This is a genomic window from Alteromonas sp. KUL150 (assembly GCF_009811475.1).
Lineage (GTDB): Bacteria > Pseudomonadota > Gammaproteobacteria > Enterobacterales > Alteromonadaceae > Alteromonas > Alteromonas gracilis.
Genome location: NZ_BLIJ01000013.1, coordinates 12,931 through 28,075 on the forward strand (window position 1 = coordinate 12,931; position 15,145 = coordinate 28,075).

A 15,145-nucleotide genomic window follows, 5' to 3' on the forward strand; every position below is an offset into this window, starting at 1 on the left:
TTACTGACATATAAAAAATTTCATTAACAATAATTACAAGGACGTACCCGTGAGTAAACCTTCGCGTTTTAAACTATCTCTGCTTGCAAGTGCTGCGCTAGCATTTTCTATCTCAAGTACCACTGCCAATGCTTCTGTACTCCTCTCCGGTTGGGAAGGCTCTACAGAAAGCGGATTTGGTAACCTAGCGATGAATAGTAACGATGATAGTTCTTCGGGCCCTATCGTATTTAACTCTTACGAAGCGCTCGGTTTTGATAGCGGCGTAAATTTCTTTGGTACTTCATACGATCGATTCTTCATTAACAACAACGGTAATATTACGTTTAATGGCACCGTAAGTAGCTATACGCCTGTACCGTTTCCAAACTCTAGTCAGCCTATGATAGCGCCCTTTTGGGGGGACGTTGACACTCGATGTGGCGATTGCGGTGGGGTATTTATTGGCTCGCCGAACGAAGACACGCTAGTAGTGACATGGAATGATGTTGGCTATTACGACCAAAATAGTAACCCTACCAACACGTTTCAGTTAGTGTTGATTGACAGGGAAGACACGGGCGCAGGTAATTTTGACGTTGAGTTTAGATATGAAGATATCGGCTGGACTTCAGGCAGTGCATCAAATGGTACTCCTGCTCAGGCGGGATATGACGCCGGCGATGGGGAAAACTTCTTTACCGTACCTGGTTCTCGAACTGCCGCTATTGCTGATATAGACGAAAGTAATAGCAATACGGGCACGCCAGGTATTTGGAAATTTGCTATTCGCGACGGCGTGCTACCGGGTAATAATCCAGAAAATCCGATTCTACCAATTGTTAATCCAGAAACACCGACGGACTATGAATTTGAATTTTCTATCGATGATCCAGACGAGCTTGTTTTCATCGACCCAGATGTAGCCGTAGGCTATGACTATATCGTAAATAGTGGCCCAAATATCGCGTCAGTCCTTTTGCCAGAAGGTTATGATGACAACATGTTTGACTTATTCCTTTGGGATAATGGCCTTATGGATTGGCTAGATACAGGTACAGATATTACAGGAGGTGTAGAGTACGACTTCACTTCACCCGTAGACCGCTTCAGAATAATGGGAATTGATGTTTCGAATATGCTTGAACCAACGCCTGATGCGTTTGTGACTGGTTTAACGTTCGATGGCTCTGGTGTTATTAATATGAACCAAAATGCGGTTACTGTATTCGTACCTGATCCAACCCAGGTTCCTGCGCCCAGCATTTTGTTTCTTATGCTAGGAGCGCTATTTAGCACTTTCCTTATGAGAAAACGTAAGTAGCAGTAATAAATAAGATAGGGGGAGCATAAGCTCCCCATTTTTGTTAAGAGGTAGATGTGAAATATTTAGTAATAGTTAGTTCGATACTCGCTTCATTTTCTTCGTGGGCTGTCACAACGAGCGATTTTGGTAGTTGGAGTTTGCTGTGCAACGATTCTTCAGTTTGTACACTTAGCCAGCTTGTTGCTAAAGATGAGAAAGCAACTAAAGTATTGTTAGGCGTTAATGTTGATTATTCTTATTCGAAAGATTTTCCAGTTTTAAAAATAAAGCTACCTAAAAATACGCTAACAAAAAATGGGGTCGGAGTAAAAATAGATAATTTCGCGCCCTTACAAGTGCCTTTTTCTGGGTGTGACGAAAAGGCATGTCAAAGTATTATCAAAATCGATAGCCAGCTTCTAGAGCAATTGCATAACGGTGAAACCATGCTAGTTGCATATCAGAAGTCTGAAAGCCAGCAGGTTACCTTACCCGTATCATTAGCGGGTTTTGACGTAGCATACGCGCAGCTTAACAAAAAAGCTAAACGTTAAGTCTAACGTACCTCTACCAAGCTGGATTTCAATATACGCCGGCTTCCTTAAGGCGCGCTAAACATTCAGCGCAGCGCGCTTTTAACATGTCTCTTAATAACCTAACCGCTGGGGTGATCGATTGGCGGCTCGGGCAGATTAACCAAAGCTGCGTTGGTTTTGGTTGGTAGCCCGGCAATAATGTAACAAGACGCCCACTTAATATATCGTCACAGGTATCTAAACTTGATTTAACGGCAACCCCTTTGCCAGCTACGGCCCACCGTCTTACCATTTCACCATCGTTCGCTGTCCTGTTTCCGAGCATTTTTATCTTAAGTGGTTTTTCGTCGCGCACGAATTCCCATTCGTTATACACTTTGTCATGAAGTTGATAAAAAAGCCCGTTGTGCGTTTTTAAGTCTTCAAATTGTTCTGGGGTGCCGTGGTTGTTGAGATAAGAAGGGGCGGCGACAAGAAACCGAGGTACGTCGCAAATTTTAAATCCGTAAACGCTTGCATCATCAGGTGAACCATAACGCAGAGCTAAATCGATAGGATCGCGGTAGAAATCGATATTGCTGTCGTTTAAGTTGAGCTTTACGCTTATTTTCTCATGCTCTTCCATAAAATCATCAAGCCACGGCGCTATTACATTTCGTCCTAAGTCAGATGATAAGCCTAGTCGCAGTTCACCTTCAATAACGCCAGTATCGCCTTTTAAGTTCTGCTTAGCATTTGCAAGCATCGCCATGGCTTGCTCACATGTTGGCAAGAAGCGCTCACCGGCAGAGGAAAGCCTAAGCGATCGAGTTGTGCGTATAAATAACTCAGCGCCGAGGGCTTGCTCAACCCGTTTAACTGCAGCACTCGCCGTAGCGGTGCGCATATTTAAATGGGTGGCGGCGGCGGTGATATTTCGAAACTCGGCTACTTTTATTGCTACGTTGAGGTCATCTAGTAACATGGTTTTCAAATTTAATTTGATAATGTTTCTTGTATTGTGATGTTTATCCAAAATTAATCAAGAGTATGATGAACGTATCAATTAAAGGAGAGCACAATGATGAAAGCAGTCGGCTATACCCAGTCACTAGAGATTAGTGAACCCAATGCGTTAATGGATTTAGAACTCGCTAAGCCCAGCGCGTCTGGCAGGGATCTATTAGTTAAAATAAATGCCATTGCCGTGAACCCCGTTGATTACAAGATTCGTCAGCGTGTTAACCCTGAAGGCGAAGCGAAAGTGATAGGCTGGGATGCCGTAGGTGAGGTGGTTGAAATTGGCGCTGATGTCACCGAGTTTGCCGTTGGCGACAGAGTTTATTATGCCGGAGACCTTACCCGATCAGGGTCGAATGCCGAGTTTCAGTTGGTTGACGAGCGCATTGTCGGAAAAGCGCCGAAGTCTTTATCAGATAGCGATGCAGCGGCTCTTCCGCTAACCACAATTACGGCTTATGAATTGTTGTTTGATCATCTTGCACTAAAGCAGCAAAGTGAAAAAAGTGACGAAGTAGTACTTGTCGTTGGCGCAGCAGGAGGTGTTGGCTCAATAATGTTGCAACTACTTAAGAGTTTGACGGGCGCAACCGTGATCGCTACTGCATCTCGGGAAAGTTCAAAAAACTGGGTGCAAGAGTTAGGGGCCGACTACGTAGTTGACCACAGTAAACCTATGGCCGAGCAAATCAAAGTCTTGAATGTTGGTGAAGTGACTCATGTAGCGAGTTTAAACAACACACACCAATACATTGAAGATTATGTGGAAGTCATGAAGCCGAAGGGTAGATTGGCGTTAATTGACGACCCAGAAAGCTTGGATGTGGCAAAGCTTAAGCAAAAAAGTCTGTCATTACATTGGGAATTTATGTTTACCCGTTCAATGTTTGAAACTGATGATATGGTTGAGCAAAGTCGTTTACTTACTCATGTTGCATCACTTATTGATGAAGGAAAAATAAAGACAACTGTAGGAAAACACTTAGGTAAAATTAACGCTGAAAACTTGATTGAAGCGCACAGAATTTTAGAAGAAGGGCGGGCTATCGGTAAACTCGTCTTGGAAGGCTTCTAATTAAGAGAAGGTTAGTCGCAGGCAATATTATTGCCTGCGACTATTAATGGTGAATAGGAGAGAATAAATTGACGCCAAGGCCTATGCTTGCAAATTCACTAACGTACGGCCTGAGATCTGCCCCTCTAAAATGGCATCTATTTTTTCATTCACGGCTTCTAGGTTTACTTCCTCTGTAAGGTCATCAAGACAATCGAGCTTCCATTCACTGGCAAGCTTGTCCCACAATCTCAATCTAGGCGGCATAGGGCACTGCACAGAATCAATGCCAAGCAACGAAACGCCTCTCAAGATAAATGGAAATACGCTAACATTTAGATCGGCAGAAGCGGTAAGCCCGCAGCATGTCACTGTGCCGCCGTATTGCGTAGCCTTAATGGCTTGCGCTAAGTATTCACCACCCACCGTATCGACAGCGCCCGCGTATTGTTCTTTCAACATGGGGCGCTCTTTATTTTCTAACAGCTCATCGCGAGTTATTACTTTGCTTGCTCCGAGGTTTTTTAAGAATGACTCGTGTTTCTTTTTCCCTGTGCACGCCACCACTGAGTAACCCGCTTTGGCGAGCAATGCGACCGCGACAGAACCTACACCACCCGTTGCACCTGTTACTAAAATATCACCTTTTTGCGGTGTAACACCGTGTTCAACTAAACCTTGAACAGATAGCCCAGCAGTAAAACCTGCAGTGCCTATCACCATAGACTCCCTTAACGATAAACCTGCGGGTTTAGCCACCGCCCATTCGCTCGGAATTCGAATATATTCGCCAAAGCCTCCCGCCGTGTTCATACCCAAGTCATAGCCGGCTACAATGACTTCATCGCCTTCTTTGAAGCTCTTGTCATCGCAGGATACAACTGTGCCTGCAGCGTCTATACCCGGGGTATGGGGAAAGTTTCTGCTAACGCCGGGATTTCCTGTCGCTGACAGGGCGTCTTTGTAATTAAGTGACGAATACTGCACCTTAATGAGCAAAGTACCCTCTGGCAAATCATCAAGTGAACGCTGTTTGATACGGCGAGTGAACGATTTATCTTCCTGTTTTTCTACTAGCAACGCTTTAAACGATGTCATACCTGTCTCCATTGGTCGAAAATAACGCTACCATTGTGACAATATATATACTTTGCGCAAGTATGCACTTTTTAGTAGGGTAGTACCCTAAAAGATACTAATGGAAATGGTCGCTAGTTTCTCTAAATTATCTTAGTGAAGTTTACATTGGTGAAAAACAAGAGCAGCAACGGCTGTGTTGCTTTTTAAGGAATTGCTATGACGGCGAATTTAACCAGGGTTGAAGCAGAAAAGAACGACGGTATTGTTACCGTAGATTCTATTAATGCCAAATCAGCGAAAATTGGGGAAAAAGAAAATGACGCGGCTCAGTATGTTTGTGGCGTAGCCGTATCGTTAGAAATAATTGGTGGAAAGTGGAAAGGCGTTATTTTATGGCATTTGTGCCATAAAACGCTGCGCTTTAGTCAATTGCGTAGGCGTTTGCAGGGCGTTACACAGAAAATGCTTACTCAGCAGTTAAGAGAACTAGAACGTGATGGGTTGGTCAATCGCAAAGTGTACGCTGAAGTGCCTCCACGGGTTGAATACTCACTTACAGACCTAGGTCGTACGCTAGAGCCAACTTTGCGCCAACTATGTGATTGGGGCAGAACCTACCATGATGAACATAGGTAATTTAAGGGGCAGCGATAAAGTGCATTAGGCGCTGCGTATTACGCAATGTGAGGAAAACAAAAAGGTGAGTATAGGAAAACTTACCCACACGCACCTTTTTCGAACCACAACTATTACAAAGGTTAAATACTTATCTATTTACGGTTTAGGCAAGCAAAGAACCGACAGACAGCGTACTTTCTTCGCCGTTAGCGACAGTGTTTACTGTGGCACTCATATTGTTAAAATCGACGGTCAATGACGCCATATCGCCGTCTTTATTCCAGGTAAGTACCAGTGTGTTATTACTGTAGCTTACGTCGAAAACGCCATTGAAAGCTTGGCTTTCGTTTCTAAGGTTAATTAGCTGCATTAAGCCTTTTACGACCGGCTTTTGCACTGCCTCTTCAACCATTGCAGATGTTAGGTATGGACGGTTGATGTCGCGACCTACGTTGGTTCTAGCAAGTAATTCCATATCGTTTTGTGCAGCGAGTAAACCACCGTAATAAACCTGAGGAATACCTGGGCTAAAGAACTGAATGGCACGCGCCACCAAATAAGCGAAGTCATCTTTGCCAAGCGCATCATAATAGGTACAGTTAACCTGATAGAGATCGACGTTATTGGCGGCAGCGCCTGTTGCTTTTTTGGACTCACCATTAGAGTTAACGTGAATTTGCTCCACCAACGCATTAATCGCCTCGGCGTTTAATAATCCCGGCTTGTCACCGCTTGCGCCCACGTCAACAATGCCGATGCCGTCGTGCGTATCTAGAACTGTAAAGCAGTTGCGAGGTGAAATTGATAACCAATGTGCCAGTGCGCTTGCATCTTTAGTAAATAGCGTATGCAGAACCAGAGGTGGTAGTGCAAAGTCATAAACGCTGTCACAACGAGCAGCAATATCAATCTGAGTTTGGTAGTGGCTGTGAATTTCTACTAGACACTGCATACCCATCGAACGTGCGCGCGTTGAAAGTTCTTCAATAAACTCGAAGGTTTCTTCAAGCATAAAACAGTTGGTGCCTATGCGCTTAATTGCATAGCCTGCCGCGTCAAGACGAATGAGATCAACGTTGCTTTCAGTGAATGATTGTAGGATAGAAGATAAATAATCTTTACCTAATTGCGATTCAACATCAATATCGATTTGGTTGGAAGTAAAGGTAGTCCAAAACGGAACCGTCTCTGGAGAATCAGTTTCTGCACCTACCTCATAATCGCTGAAAAACGGTGTTGGGCGAGGGCGGAATACTTTCGCAATTTGTTCGTCGATTAACGCTTGGTCACTACCTTTAAACACATCTTCTTTAGTAAGAAATAGTGGCCAATAGTCAGACTCGCGACCTTTTTTCAACACATCTTTAAACGCTTCACTTTGGCCTGACATGTGATTAACAATCAGGTCGGCCATAATGTCAACCGACTCTCCCAGCTTCTTGATGTTGTCCCAGTCGCCCAATCGCTCATCGACAGAAGTGTGATCTATAGGGTCGAAGCCAGCATCTTCACCATCATAGGGATAATAGAAGGGTAGGACGTGAACACCTGTAAATAAGCCATTTAGCGGGCCTTGAAGAAGGCTTGTAAGGCTCTCGATGTTGCCATCACCTAGTCGGTCTGCATAGGTGATTAATTGAACGCCATTGCGTATAGACATGATAACTCTCCAAAATTCAGCATGTGCTAACTCGTACTTCAAATATATCGCGAGCTTGCATTACCTTAAATTAAGCGCTACCAGTCTTGAAGGTTCATAGCAGAACATATAACGGGCTTTGCTTAACTCTTTAACTTTTACTAACAGTTTATTAATGATAACTGAAAATAGTAAAATTATTTCTTAATCGATTAAGATAGGTTATCAGCCGAACGGGAAATTGTAAATGAGAAGTTCAAAAGTGATGCTTGTTATAAAAATGTGGGCTTGGTGTTAATTTTAGAATTTGTGTCAGTGTAAAATGCAAGTTATCGCCGCTAGTTCTTATTATAGCTTGTATCGTATTTCAGTTACCGGTGCTATTCGACGCGGTTTCATCTTCTTGTTTTTGCTTAGCCTCTTTCCACTTAGCCAGCTTTTCATAGTAAACATCCCAGATACAGGGGCAGCATGAGCCTCCACCACAGCAGTCGTCTCTTAGGGGCTTTTCAGGTTCTTCGGGAATGGATGACATGAAAATTCTCCTCTAATTTCAGTGACCCCTTCGCTGCGGGTGTAAATATTATGTTGATAAGGCCGGGAGCGTAATGGTAACCATCATGTTACTACTTACAAATAATTTTTGCAGCTTGTGAGTAATGATCTATGCGGACTGATATAAAGGAATAGTGTTCGCAAAAAACGCCCTCAACAAGTGGAATGTCCTAATGTTGAGGGCGCTTTTAATAGCGGGTACTGTGTAGTAACGTAAATTCTTAAACGGTTTCTAAATTTAAGTCTTATTCCGCGGGCGACGCCTCAGGCGCTTTGTTATCTTTTTTCTGTTCAACAGGTGTTGCAATCGTTTTTGGTTTTACAGCGCTAGCCTTAGTGAGCAGATCGCTGTTGCTTGTCACTAAATCGCTTAACGTACCCGTGTCGGCGTCTACCAAGCCCACTTCACGTAACATAGAATCTACCAAAGGGGCGTTAGCGCGATAGCTTAGCGCGGCTTGCGTTACTTGTTCAGCTAAACCACCGCCTGCTGTGGCAATAGTGTGCTCACCTTTTGCGCCGCTACCTTGACCGTAGCCTTGCAGTATTTTGATGCCTTCAATATTTTCGAGAGGCTTAACTGCGTTTGCCACAAGTTCAGGCAATACTTTAAGCATTGCAAGGGCTTTCTGCAGTTCAATCTGTTCAGTTTTAAGGGTGTTCTCAGCTTCGTAAAGCGCCTGTTTACCTTGGGCTTCAACGGCGAGCACTTTTTCGTCAGCCGCAGCTTGAAGCATTTTGGCATCAGCACTGGCCTTCGCTTCAGTAAGAATAGCGGCAGCAGAGTTTTCTGCAGCTTCTCTCTTAGCCTGTGCTTCAACGGTGATACCAACCGCCTCACGTTCCGCTTCTTTGCGTGCATCTATAACTTCAATTTGTTTCTTACGCTCAGCTTCAGCTACAGATCTAGCAGTCAGTACCGCTTCTTCTTTTTCTACTTTTTGTTTTTCAGCTTCGGCCGCTTTCGCACGGGCGGCAGACTCTTCTTCTGATTTAGTTGCAACAGCAATCTGCTTGATTTGTTCCGAAACCTCTACTTCTTGCTGCTGGCGAATGCGTGCCTGTTCTAACGCTTGGCGCTTGGCGATTTCTTGCGTTTCAATTTCTCGTGACTTTTCAATTTCAGCAGCCTCAATTGCCCGTTCTTTCGCAATTTCCGCTTCCCGTTCTTCACGCTCTTTCATTTCACGCTGCTTGGCGATCTCAGCTTTTTGTTCCTGACGTTTAAAGGCCAGCACCTGCTCTTGGGCTAGGCGAGCCTCTTCTTCATCGCGCTTCACATCAAGAGATTGTTTTTCAGCCGCTAAGTTGCGTTGTTCGATATGAATACGGTTTTCTTGCTGAATATCGTTAGTTTCTTTGCGCTTCTCTTCAATGATCTTGGTTAAGCGAGCACGACCTTCAGCGTCGAAGGCGTTGTTCTCGTTGAAAAACTGAAGATCTGTCTGATCGAAGCCTGTTAAACTTACCGATTCTAGCTCAAGACCATTCTTTTCAAGATCGTTAGCCACACTTTGTTGAACTTTTTGAACAAAGTCAGCGCGCTGTTCATGCATTTCAGTCATGGTCATTTCAGCCGCTACTGCACGAAGTACGTCAACAAACTTCGACTCCATGAGTTTTTTAACTTCTTCAGCACGTGTGGTACGTGTACCAAGGGTTTGCGCAGCCATTGAGATGCCGCTCGCATTCGGTGCGACGCGCAAATAAAAATCAGCTTTTACGTCAACGCGCATGCGATCCTTGGTAATAAGCGCGTCTTTCTGGATTTTCTCCACCTCAATACGAAGTGTGTTCATGTTCACCGGAATAATTTCGTGAACAACAGGCAGTACTAAGGCACCTCCATCTTTTATTACTTTTTCGCCGCCTAACCCCGTTCTTACAAAGGCGGTTTCTTTGGTAGCACGGGTGTAGAGTTTTGCGAAAATAAGGCCAATAACAATGAGCCCTACAACAATGGCACCGGCAATAAAGAGTATTGACGGCAAGCTAGATGGTTGAATTGTATCCATACTTTTATCTCTTTTTAGGTTATTGGTAGCGTGTTGCTAACCAGCTGTGTTTATTTTTTTGAACTAAAATTACGCGCTCTCCTTGCGAGAAAAGCTCATGGTCTTCAAATGGCTCTACTAATACAAAATGAGGTTGCGAGTAATGATCGGTGAACTTTGCCTCTGCGGGGTTTCCCCGACTTGCTTTTCCAATGGTTATCTCAGCAACAGAGCCAAGAAAATCGTCGCTAGTAAGGGCGCTGGATTGGACGCTGGGGAGTAAGTTTGAAATCAGCCGAACGATTTTTGCCGTGATAAACAACCCAAGCGCAAAGGCCAAAAGAACTGAGACAAGTGAAGGGAATGTTGTATTGAGTATACTTGCACTCAAACCGTTGATGATTAGCCCTGAAAGGCCAAAAAAGGTCATCAATACAATGAGGTAAACAAGAAAAGGAACTTTGTTTATATTTAGCCAGCTGGCAAAAGATGTACTAAGGAATCCTTCACCATCGAATTCGGCAAAGTCGTCGCCTAATCCCAAAAGACTCATACCAAAAACGGTGCTGATAAGCTCAAGAATAAAAACTAAGAAAACGGCGAATAGCGCGATGCTGAACCAAAAGTTTGCAGGGGAAAGAAGTACATCTGTCATTTACACCATCCATGATGAGTCGCTCATTTTGCTCTTTTATACCATAGAACAAAAATTAAGCCAGTGAATAACTTATGTACTTTGGGATAGTTTGTAACAAAACCTTTTGGCATCGTCATTAAATGGCCATGTAAGCCTCATGGCCATTCATTTATTAGGCAGTATATTCTCAGTGAGAATGGCTTTCACCAATGCTGTGGCCATGTTCGTCGTAATAGCCACTAGCTCCGGCTTCAATAAATCCCTGCGTGACCATTTTAGTTAAAAACGGGTCAGTGTGATCATCGCCAATATCAGCGTAGTCTGTACTTTGATAGTCACGTCGTTTTGAAAAAAAGGCCTCTGTATTAGCATTTAAATCAATGTTTTTTAATGTCCATTCTCTGGTTAAACCGTTTTTATCAACGCTAAAAAATGCGACCAACTTGAGATGGGGAAGCCACTGGAGTGTAAATTTACCTTGGGTGTTTTCAAGTGAGTAGTATTCCACGGTGTCGCACCCGTTACCGTCTTTTTTGTCTAGCGACATAGCATTAATGAGTTTGTCGCTTATTAGCTGATAGCGGTAGGAAAAATCCGTCTCTTTTTTACCGTGGATAGTTTCTCCAGGCTGATATTCTATAGCGCGTTCGTGAGCATCGAAATATCGTGTAGGTTTGATAAAGCGCTCGCGAACCAGTGTCCAAGACTCAGTAACGTTTGTCGCAGGATATTCATGCGCCACATTATTGGCATTTCGCCACAAATGAAGTGATGTGGTCTTTGGGTCTTTTGATGGGCTTTTAATGCTTATCTCGTAAGTTGCGTGAAGGTTTGTGTCGTTTTTCTCGCAAACAAGTTCAGGTGATACGTCTATGGCAGAATGGCTCTTTGTATCTTGAGCAAAGCCATGCGTACTCAAACTAGAAAAAAGTACAAAAGCAAAGATAGGGGCTTTGTGTGATTTCATTCATTAAATCCTACAGTGAATGATGTTGCTTACTTACATGGAAAAAGGCGACCGAAGGCCGCCCTTGTTTTAACTTCTAAAAAACTTATTCCATTGCACTTTCTGCTTGAGAAACGAAGTCTCCCGCAAAGTCCATAACATGGAAAATAACGCTTTGTTCGTTAGTACCGTTGACTAGGAAAGCGCCTGGGCCTTTCGCATAAATGCCTACGTCTTCACCCGAGTGGGTTTCAGAGCTCAACGGAATTAATGCTTCTTGGTGATAACCTGGTGTTGTTGTGTCAACATCAGTTATATCTTTACGACCTGTATCTGGGCCTGCTAAATAAGACGCGTCTGAATTGGTAACGTCTCCCAGGTTTCTAAAGCCTAAACCATTGGTGTAGCCAAGAGTGGTATATGGCGTACCGTCAGCAGCTGTAGCAGCTTCATCTGAACCTACGTTTACCACTTTACCTAAAATTGGGTTGCCGCGCTTGGGGTAACCCGCAATGGTAAATACGTGCCCGTGGTCAGCAGTTACGATGATCAGCGTATCTTCATCATCAGTAAGTTTATCAGCAGCGTCAACGGCTTCAGCAAAGGCGATAGTGTCGTGAAGCGCACCATAGGCATTTCCTGCGTGGTGAGCGTGGTCAATACGACCAGATTCGACCATAAGGAAGAAACCTTTCTCATTGTTATCCAATACCTTAATTGCTGCGCTTGTCATTTCTGCGATAGACGGTTCACCAGCAATATCGTTACTGCGATCGGCTTCGTATTGCATGTGTGATTCGTTGAACAGAGCAAACACTTTTTCAGTGGTTTCAGTATCTAAGCCGTCGAAACCAGACTGATCGAAGACATACACACCGTTTTCATACATTGTCTGCCATTCTGCAGTCAGGTCACGTCCATCTGTACGATCTCCCTCAATGCTGCTCGCTGCATCCGGGCTGTTAAACGCTTCGTCGCGAGGTAAGAAGTGACGACGTCCGCCTCCCATTACCACCTCAATGCCATCAACGTCTAAGCCTTCGAAGTTTGCTTCCAAGTTAGCTTCGAAATTAATTAGCTGGTCGGCTATATCAGAGCAGCCTGCAGTAACCGCTGCTTCTGGCATATCCGAAATGTCTTCCCAGTTGCGGTCAGCAGATTTAGCGTAAGTTGCAGCAGGTGTTGCGTGTGTAATACGGGCAGTTGAAATGATGCCAGTAGACTTACCTGCAATTTCTGCAAGTTCAAGTGCCGTAACTAACTCATTACCCGCAACCGTTGAACAATCGCCGCGCTCAATATCTTCGTCAACCCCGATAACACCGACATCGGTTTTTATACCGCTCATCATCGCGGTCATAGTGCCCGCTGAATCTGGTGTTTGAGCATCGACATTATAAGTTTTTGAAAGGCCAGAGAAGGGGAATTTGTCGAAGCTAAGCTGGTTTTCTTCGCCGGCAAGACCGTTCATTTGACCGTCTAAAATTCGAGCTGCGGTAACCGTTGAAACGCCCATGCCGTCACCGACAAACAAGATAACATTTTTCGCTTTACCGCGAAGATTAGCAACCATAGCGTCTAATTCTTCTCGAGAATTAACCGTGGCAGTAAACGCCGCATTTGATGAAGCAGCACTTTCACCCGAAGTTGCATTCATCCAAACCGCTTTATTGTTTTCCACTTCGGTTTGAGCGGCTACGAACCACTCGTTATTTAAGCTAGTCAAAAGCTCACTGCTACTAACGCTGTTAACACCAGGAACACAAACATAGCTTGTTGAAGTGATTTCAGAATCGACAAGGGTGCCGTCAGCATCTGCATCTAAGCCAGAGTCGATGCGCACGCCTGAATTAGGACAATTAGCATCGCCCACCGCCAACTCAGTTTGAACGGTAAGGCTTGTTAAACCGTTTTGGCCATCAACGCCATCAACACCTGGTGCGCCGTCGTTGCCATCATCGCCTTCCAAGCTACACGCTGAAAGACCTGCTACTGCTACCGCAATTATACTTAATTTAAAAAGGTTCATATTCTTATCTCTACTTACTCGTTTACAAGGCCAAGCGCTTGATTAATCAAGTGGAAAACAACGTTTTGCTCTATTACGCCTTGCGCAAGCTGGCTTCCCGGTCCTTTGGCATGCAGTGCAATGTCTTCGCCAGAGTGTGTCTCTGAACTAAGTGGAATAAGTGCTTCTTGGTGATAGCCAGGCGTTGTTGTGTCGATATTAGTGATATCAACGCGGCCTGCTGCGTTTTCCAGTGCGTAGGTGGCATCAGAATCCGTTTCATCACCTAGGTTGCGGAAACCTAGACCGTTGGTGTAGCCAAGGGTGGTATAGGGTGTGCCGTCTGCCGCTGTTGCCGCATCATCAGAGCCCACATTCACTACCTTGCCAAGAATTGGATTACCGCGCTTTGGATAGCCAGCAATGGTAAACACGTGACCATGGTCGGCAGTTACAAGAATAAGCGTCTCTGACGGGTCGGTATTTTCAACCGCAGTCATTACCGCTTCTTCAAATGCTAAGGTGTCGGTTAATGCGCCTGCTGCATTACCTGCGTGGTGAGCGTGGTCAATACGACCTGATTCAACCATTAAGAAAAAGCCGTTCTCGTTGTTATCAAGAATATTGATTGCCGTTTCTGTCATCTCTGCAACTGATGGTTCGCCCGCAATGTCGTTTCCGCGGTCTGCTTCGTATTGCATATGAGACTCGTTGAAAAGACCGAAAACACGTTCTACACTTTCAGTGTCTATCGCGTCAAAACCTGCTTGGTCATAAACGTATACACCATTTTCGTACATGGCCTGCCATTCAGCTGTAAGGTCGCGCTCGTCGGTTCTATCGCCTTCAACATCGCTCACTGCATCAGGGCTATTGAATGCGGCGTCTTTTGGCAAGAAATGACGGCGACCACCGCCCATAGCGACATCGATACCGTCAACATCAACACCGGTGTAGCGTGCTTCTAAATACGTTTCAAAATTGACGAGCTGGTCAGCAATGTCACTACAGCCAGCAGTTACAGCAGCTTCAGGCATATCGGAAATGTCTTCCCAGTTACGATCTGCTGACTTTGCGTAGGTTGCCGCAGGGGTCGCATGGGTGATACGAGCAGTAGAAATAATACCTGTTGAAAGGCCTTTAATTTCTGCAAGTTCTAGCGCGGTAATAACTTCGTTGCCAGCAACAGTTGAACAGTTACCGCGTTCGATGTCTTCATCAACACCAATTACACCCACGTCAGTCTTAAGTCCTGACATCATCGCTGTCATGGTGCCTGCAGAATCCGGAGTTTGCGCATCTACATTGTATGTTTTAACTAACGCTGTATGAGGAAAGCTTTCAAAACTTAAGTAACCTTCTTCACCAGGGTTGCCTGCTAACTGCCCCTTATGAATTCGTGCTGAGGTAAGGGTAGAAATACCCATTCCATCGCCAACGAATAAAATAACATTCTTCGCTTTAAACTGATTGTTTGTTTGGAGCTTTGTAGATAGTTTGGCTTGAGCGTCAGTAAACCAAGCGCTGTTTGATTGATGCTCTGGTAACACAGCCGCGTGAAGACTAGCAGAAACCGCTAGAGCGACTGCGGTGCATGCCACTTTCCAGGTACGATTCATGATTTTTTCCTAAACGTATTGTTTGTATTGGTTGTGGTGTTGTCTAGACATCTCATCACTACCCATCATTATTCCTTGCATGGGGAGTGAATCGTTAAATCACGGAGAGCGTATGGAGAAAAGGTGACAATTCTTTGACACTTATATTGCTGAACTGTCATAAATGTCACAAAAC

Annotated in this window: 13 protein-coding genes; 4 read left to right on the forward strand and 9 right to left on the reverse strand. The window is 44.5% G+C overall.

Going from position 1 to position 15,145, the window contains the following annotated elements; genetic code table 11:
* Positions 1–49: 49 nt before the first annotated feature.
* Both GVO62_RS02380 and GVO62_RS02385 read left to right on the forward strand, forming a co-directional pair.
* Positions 50–1,303: a nidogen-like domain-containing protein gene (locus GVO62_RS02380; RefSeq protein ID WP_159117579.1), complete on the forward strand. Its 1,254-nt coding sequence runs from the start codon at positions 50–52 to the stop codon at positions 1,301–1,303.
* A gap of 56 nt (positions 1,304–1,359) precedes the next feature.
* Complete coding sequence (locus tag GVO62_RS02385) at positions 1,360–1,839, forward strand: invasion associated locus B family protein (protein ID WP_159117580.1); 480 nt, start codon at positions 1,360–1,362, stop codon at positions 1,837–1,839.
* A 28-nt stretch (positions 1,840–1,867) separates the two neighbouring features.
* On the opposite strand, the gene GVO62_RS02390 is transcribed toward GVO62_RS02385, so the two are convergent.
* Positions 1,868–2,785, reverse strand: a complete 918-nt coding sequence (locus GVO62_RS02390) for a LysR family transcriptional regulator (RefSeq protein WP_173360173.1) — start codon at positions 2,783–2,785, stop codon at positions 1,868–1,870.
* A 99-nt stretch (positions 2,786–2,884) separates the two neighbouring features.
* Here GVO62_RS02390 and GVO62_RS02395 point away from each other — a divergent pair, with 99 nt between their 5' ends.
* Positions 2,885–3,895 carry a zinc-binding alcohol dehydrogenase family protein gene (locus tag GVO62_RS02395; protein ID WP_159117614.1) on the forward strand — a complete coding sequence of 337 codons (1,011 nt, stop codon included), beginning with the start codon at positions 2,885–2,887 and terminating at the stop codon, positions 3,893–3,895.
* Positions 3,896–3,976: 81 nt separating this feature from the next.
* Here the strand turns inward: GVO62_RS02395 and GVO62_RS02400 are convergent, their stop codons facing one another.
* Entirely contained in the window at positions 3,977–4,972 is a 996-nt protein-coding gene (locus GVO62_RS02400; protein WP_159117582.1) for a YhdH/YhfP family quinone oxidoreductase, read from the reverse strand.
* Between the two features lie 198 nt (positions 4,973–5,170).
* On the opposite strand from GVO62_RS02400, the gene GVO62_RS02405 reads away from it, so the two are divergent.
* Positions 5,171–5,590, forward strand: a complete 420-nt coding sequence (locus tag GVO62_RS02405) for a winged helix-turn-helix transcriptional regulator (RefSeq protein ID WP_159117583.1) — start codon at positions 5,171–5,173, stop codon at positions 5,588–5,590.
* Positions 5,591–5,735: 145 nt separating this feature from the next.
* Here the strand turns inward: GVO62_RS02405 and gtfA are convergent, their stop codons facing one another.
* The 7 genes from gtfA to GVO62_RS02440 form a co-directional block, all read right to left on the reverse strand.
* Positions 5,736–7,232, reverse strand: coding sequence for a sucrose phosphorylase (gene gtfA / locus GVO62_RS02410; protein WP_159117584.1), 1,497 nt, complete (start codon positions 7,230–7,232; stop codon positions 5,736–5,738).
* A gap of 346 nt (positions 7,233–7,578) precedes the next feature.
* The gene (locus GVO62_RS02415; protein ID WP_159117585.1) at positions 7,579–7,746 is read right to left on the reverse strand and encodes an oxidoreductase-like domain-containing protein; all 168 of its coding nucleotides are present in this window, start codon (positions 7,744–7,746) and stop codon (positions 7,579–7,581) included.
* Positions 7,747–8,011: 265 nt separating this feature from the next.
* A complete protein-coding gene (locus GVO62_RS02420; protein WP_236547045.1) occupies positions 8,012–9,781 on the reverse strand; it encodes a flotillin family protein in 1,770 nt (589 codons plus the stop codon).
* Between the two features lie 19 nt (positions 9,782–9,800).
* Positions 9,801–10,415 (reverse strand): OB-fold-containig protein, encoded by a 615-nt coding sequence (locus tag GVO62_RS02425; protein WP_159117586.1) that lies wholly within the window; start codon positions 10,413–10,415, stop codon positions 9,801–9,803.
* A gap of 169 nt (positions 10,416–10,584) precedes the next feature.
* Entirely contained in the window at positions 10,585–11,364 is a 780-nt protein-coding gene (locus GVO62_RS02430; protein ID WP_159117587.1) for a hypothetical protein, read from the reverse strand.
* A gap of 85 nt (positions 11,365–11,449) precedes the next feature.
* Positions 11,450–13,372, reverse strand: coding sequence for an alkaline phosphatase (locus tag GVO62_RS02435; RefSeq protein WP_159117588.1), 1,923 nt, complete (start codon positions 13,370–13,372; stop codon positions 11,450–11,452).
* 14 nt (positions 13,373–13,386) lie between these two features.
* Positions 13,387–14,970 (reverse strand): alkaline phosphatase, encoded by a 1,584-nt coding sequence (locus GVO62_RS02440; protein WP_159117589.1) that lies wholly within the window; start codon positions 14,968–14,970, stop codon positions 13,387–13,389.
* Positions 14,971–15,145 lie beyond the last annotated feature (175 nt).

Coding starts and splice junctions, on each gene's coding strand:
- GVO62_RS02415 (WP_159117585.1), bottom strand. CDS start 7,746: ATGTCATCCATTCCCGAAGAACCTGAAAAGCCCCTAAGAGACGACTGC.
- gtfA (WP_159117584.1), bottom strand. CDS start 7,232: ATGTCTATACGCAATGGCGTTCAATTAATCACCTATGCAGACCGACTA.
- GVO62_RS02440 (WP_159117589.1), bottom strand. CDS start 14,970: ATGAATCGTACCTGGAAAGTGGCATGCACCGCAGTCGCTCTAGCGGTT.
- GVO62_RS02405 (WP_159117583.1), top strand. CDS start 5,171: ATGACGGCGAATTTAACCAGGGTTGAAGCAGAAAAGAACGACGGTATT.
- GVO62_RS02400 (WP_159117582.1), bottom strand. CDS start 4,972: ATGACATCGTTTAAAGCGTTGCTAGTAGAAAAACAGGAAGATAAATCG.
- GVO62_RS02430 (WP_159117587.1), bottom strand. CDS start 11,364: ATGAAATCACACAAAGCCCCTATCTTTGCTTTTGTACTTTTTTCTAGT.
- GVO62_RS02420 (WP_236547045.1), bottom strand. CDS start 9,781: ATGGATACAATTCAACCATCTAGCTTGCCGTCAATACTCTTTATTGCC.
- GVO62_RS02425 (WP_159117586.1), bottom strand. CDS start 10,415: ATGACAGATGTACTTCTTTCCCCTGCAAACTTTTGGTTCAGCATCGCG.
- GVO62_RS02435 (WP_159117588.1), bottom strand. CDS start 13,372: ATGAACCTTTTTAAATTAAGTATAATTGCGGTAGCAGTAGCAGGTCTT.
- GVO62_RS02390 (WP_173360173.1), bottom strand. CDS start 2,785: ATGTTACTAGATGACCTCAACGTAGCAATAAAAGTAGCCGAGTTTCGA.
- GVO62_RS02395 (WP_159117614.1), top strand. CDS start 2,885: ATGAAAGCAGTCGGCTATACCCAGTCACTAGAGATTAGTGAACCCAAT.